This is a genomic window from Aeromicrobium sp., from assembly GCF_036676885.1.
Classification (GTDB): Bacteria; Actinomycetota; Actinomycetes; order Propionibacteriales; family Nocardioidaceae; genus Aeromicrobium.
Window position 1 is genome coordinate 1 of sequence record NZ_JAKFCB010000040.1, and the last position, 2,886, is coordinate 2,886.

The window sequence follows — 2,886 nt, forward strand, 5'->3', positions numbered from 1 at the left end:
CTCGAGCTGTTCCAGGCGCAGGTCGTCAACGGCATCCAGGACCTCGGCGGGGCCGGCCTCTCGTGCGCCACGAGCGAGCTCGCCTCGGCGGGCAGCGGCGGTATGCACGTCGAGCTCGACACCGTGCCGCTCCGCGACTCGACGCTCTCGCCCGAGGAGATCCTCATGAGCGAGTCGCAGGAGCGGATGATGGCGGTCGTCGAGCCGCATCACCTCGACGCGTTCATGGCGATCTGCGCCAAGTGGGACGTCGAGGCCGTGGTCGTCGGTGAGGTCACCGACGGCGACAACCTGGTGATCGACTGGCACGGGCAGACCGTCGTCGACGTGCCGCCGCGCTCGGTCGCCCACGACGGTCCGACCTACCAGCGGCCCTTCGCGCGGCCGGACTGGCAGGACGCCCTGCAGGCCGACAAGGCGGAAGCCCTTCCCAGGCCGGCCACGGCAGACGAGCTCAAGAACCAGCTGACGCAGGTGGTCACGTCGCCCAACCTGGCCGACAAGTCGTGGGTCACGGACCAGTACGACCGGTACGTCCAGGGCAACACGGTCCTCGCCCAGCCCGAGGACGCCGGCGTCATCCGCATCGACGACGAGACCAACCTCGGCGTCGCGGTGTCGACCGACTGCAACGGCCGCTTCGCCAAGCTCGACCCCTACGCGGGCGCACAGCTCGCCCTCGCCGAGTCCTATCGCAACGTCGGCGTCACCGGGGCCCTGCCGCTCGCGGTCACCGACTGCCTCAACTTCGGCTCGCCCGAGAACCCCGACGTCATGTGGCAGTTCGAGCAGGCCACGCACGGTCTCAAGGACGCGTGCGAGGTGCTCGGCATCCCGGTCACCGGAGGCAACGTCTCGTTCTACAACCAGACCGGCGAGACGCCGATCCTGCCGACGCCGGTCGTGGGCATCCTCGGTGTCATCGACGACGTACGCACGCGCATCACGCAGGGCTTCGTCGCCGAGGGCAGCCACGTGCTGGTCCTCGGTGAGACCCGTGACGAGCTCTCCGGCTCGTCGTGGGCCGATGTCGTCCACGGCCACCTCGGCGGTCAGCCGCCCGCGGTCGACCTCGAGGCCGAACGAGCCCTGGCCAACCTCATGGTCGAGGCCGCCAAGACCGGCGTCGTCGAGGCTGCGCACGACCTGTCCGACGGTGGCCTGGCGGTCGCGCTGGCCGAGGCGTCGTTCCGCCACGGCGTCGGCGTCACGGTCGAGCTCGACGACCCGTTCCTCGAGCTGTTCAGCGAGTCGTCCGCCCGGGCCATGGTCGTCGTCGCCGAGGACCGGCACGACGAGTTCGTGACGCTCGCCGAGAAGCACGGTGTCGAGCTGGCCTCCGTTGGTCGTACGGGCGGCGATGCGATCGAGGTCGCGGGCCAGTTCAGCGTGCCGGTGGCTGAGCTCAAGGCGGCGTGGCAGGCGACGATCCCCGCGGTCCTGGGCGCGCACATCGCCTGATGGCACGCAGGCCGACGCCGCTGTCGCACGAGGAGTTCGCCGCGATCTGCCGCCGGCTCGACGAGGGTGAGCCGAGCCGGGCCGACCTCAAGGCCGCCACGATGCACCTCGTCGCGCTGCTTGTCGCCAAGGCGCCGGGAGCAAGCGTCGAGGTGCGCATCCCACCGTTCGCCGCGGTGCAGTGCATCGCCGGCGCGCGCCACACGCGTGGCACGCCGCCGGCGGTCGTCGAGATGGACGCGCGGACCTGGATCGCGCTCGGTCGAGGCCGCCTGCGCTGGGCTGACGCGACCGTGCGGGCGTCCGGTGAGCGTTCGGACCTGTCGCCTTTGCTCCCACTCGACGAAGCCTGAGATTTCGCCTATTTCCGGGAAAACCGGTCCAAGGAGACACATCGTCCGCTTATGATTTCCCGGTCAGGGAGGGAACCCCGACGTTCACCATCAGGCGCGCTCATGACGAATGGCATCACCGATCCTGCCGTGCAATGGTCCGACCTCCTCTCGAGCCTCACCGGCCGACGACGCGAAGCCGTCATCGAAGCGCTCCGGTCGTCCGCGCATCAGGGCTGGCCGGCCGATCGTGAGGCCGTACGCCTCCTCGTCGCCTATGCGAACGGCGAGATCGACGCCCAGGACTACGCCGTCGGCATCGTCATGTCGCTGGGTGGCCACGAATCGCTGGTCGAGCAGCAGTGGGCGCCGCCGCCGGTCGAGCAGCGGCGGACGCAGGGCCAGGCAGCGCAGCAGTGGAGCGCCCCGCAGCCGCCGGCCCCGCCGGTCACGTCGATGGCACCCGAGTCGGCGATGACCCGGGAAGAAGCCGTGGCGGCCTACGTCTCGGGTCGCATACCGGTCGAGGAGTTCCTGCGGATCACCCGCGGCGTCTCGGCCTGACCTGCCGCCTGGCGGCGAACGCTCGTTCGGGATAGTTCGTCGTCACCATCCACACATCGGGGTCGTTCATCCAGCGCGCGAGCTCGTCCGGCCGGTCGACGGTCCACACCAGCAGGGGAAGTCCACGCTTGCGGGCGTACGCCTTGAGCGACAGCCGCGCGACGACCTTGTGCGCCACCACGAGGTTCGCCCCGCTGAGCTGCACCCGCAGGCGCGGGAAGGCCGACTCGATCCGCACCAGCAACCGGGCGAACCGGCTGCTGGTGCCGGCCCGGGCACTCGACGACAGGCCGACCAGCAGGTCGGGTGCGTGCACCTTCGACCATCGGCGGATGCGCCTGACCGACGAGTCCTCAGCGGTCGTGATGATGGCGTGATCCGTGCCGAGCGCGTCGACGATCTGCTTGACCAGGACGACCTCGTCACCCCGCACCTTGAGGTCGACGTGCGCGCGGATGCGGCCGCGGATCAGGGCGAGCACCGCATCGAGATCCACGAGCCGCGACTCCGAGAACTGGTCGTGGCGGTG

At 70.2% G+C, this 2,886-nt stretch carries 4 protein-coding genes; 3 read left to right on the top strand and 1 reads right to left on the bottom strand.

Annotation, left to right across the window (positions count from 1 at the left end):
- From V6M46_RS02080 to V6M46_RS02090, 3 genes are all read left to right on the top strand, one after another.
- A partial coding sequence (locus tag V6M46_RS02080) for an AIR synthase-related protein (RefSeq protein WP_332662081.1) occupies nucleotides 1-1,461 on the top strand: 1,461 nt, incomplete at its 5' end.
- A complete protein-coding gene (locus tag V6M46_RS02085; protein ID WP_332662083.1) occupies nucleotides 1,461-1,814 on the top strand; it encodes a sterol carrier family protein in 354 nt (117 codons plus the stop codon). The genes V6M46_RS02080 and V6M46_RS02085, both read left to right, overlap by 1 nt.
- Before the next feature lie 102 nt (nucleotides 1,815-1,916).
- Nucleotides 1,917-2,357 carry a hypothetical protein gene (locus V6M46_RS02090; RefSeq protein WP_332662085.1) on the top strand — a complete coding sequence of 147 codons (441 nt, stop codon included), beginning with the start codon at nucleotides 1,917-1,919 and terminating at the stop codon, nucleotides 2,355-2,357.
- Here V6M46_RS02090 and V6M46_RS02095 read toward each other — a convergent pair.
- Nucleotides 2,335-2,886 (bottom strand): glycerophosphodiester phosphodiesterase (locus V6M46_RS02095; RefSeq protein WP_332662086.1); only part of this gene is annotated, 552 nt, incomplete at its 5' end. The genes V6M46_RS02090 and V6M46_RS02095 overlap by 23 nt on opposite strands.

What these genes read in the sequence shown, in the direction of transcription:
- V6M46_RS02085 (WP_332662083.1), top strand. Translation starts at nt 1,461, where the DNA reads ATGGCACGCAGGCCGACGCCGCTGTCGCACGAGGAGTTCGCCGCGATC.
- V6M46_RS02090 (WP_332662085.1), top strand. Translation starts at nt 1,917, where the DNA reads ATGACGAATGGCATCACCGATCCTGCCGTGCAATGGTCCGACCTCCTC.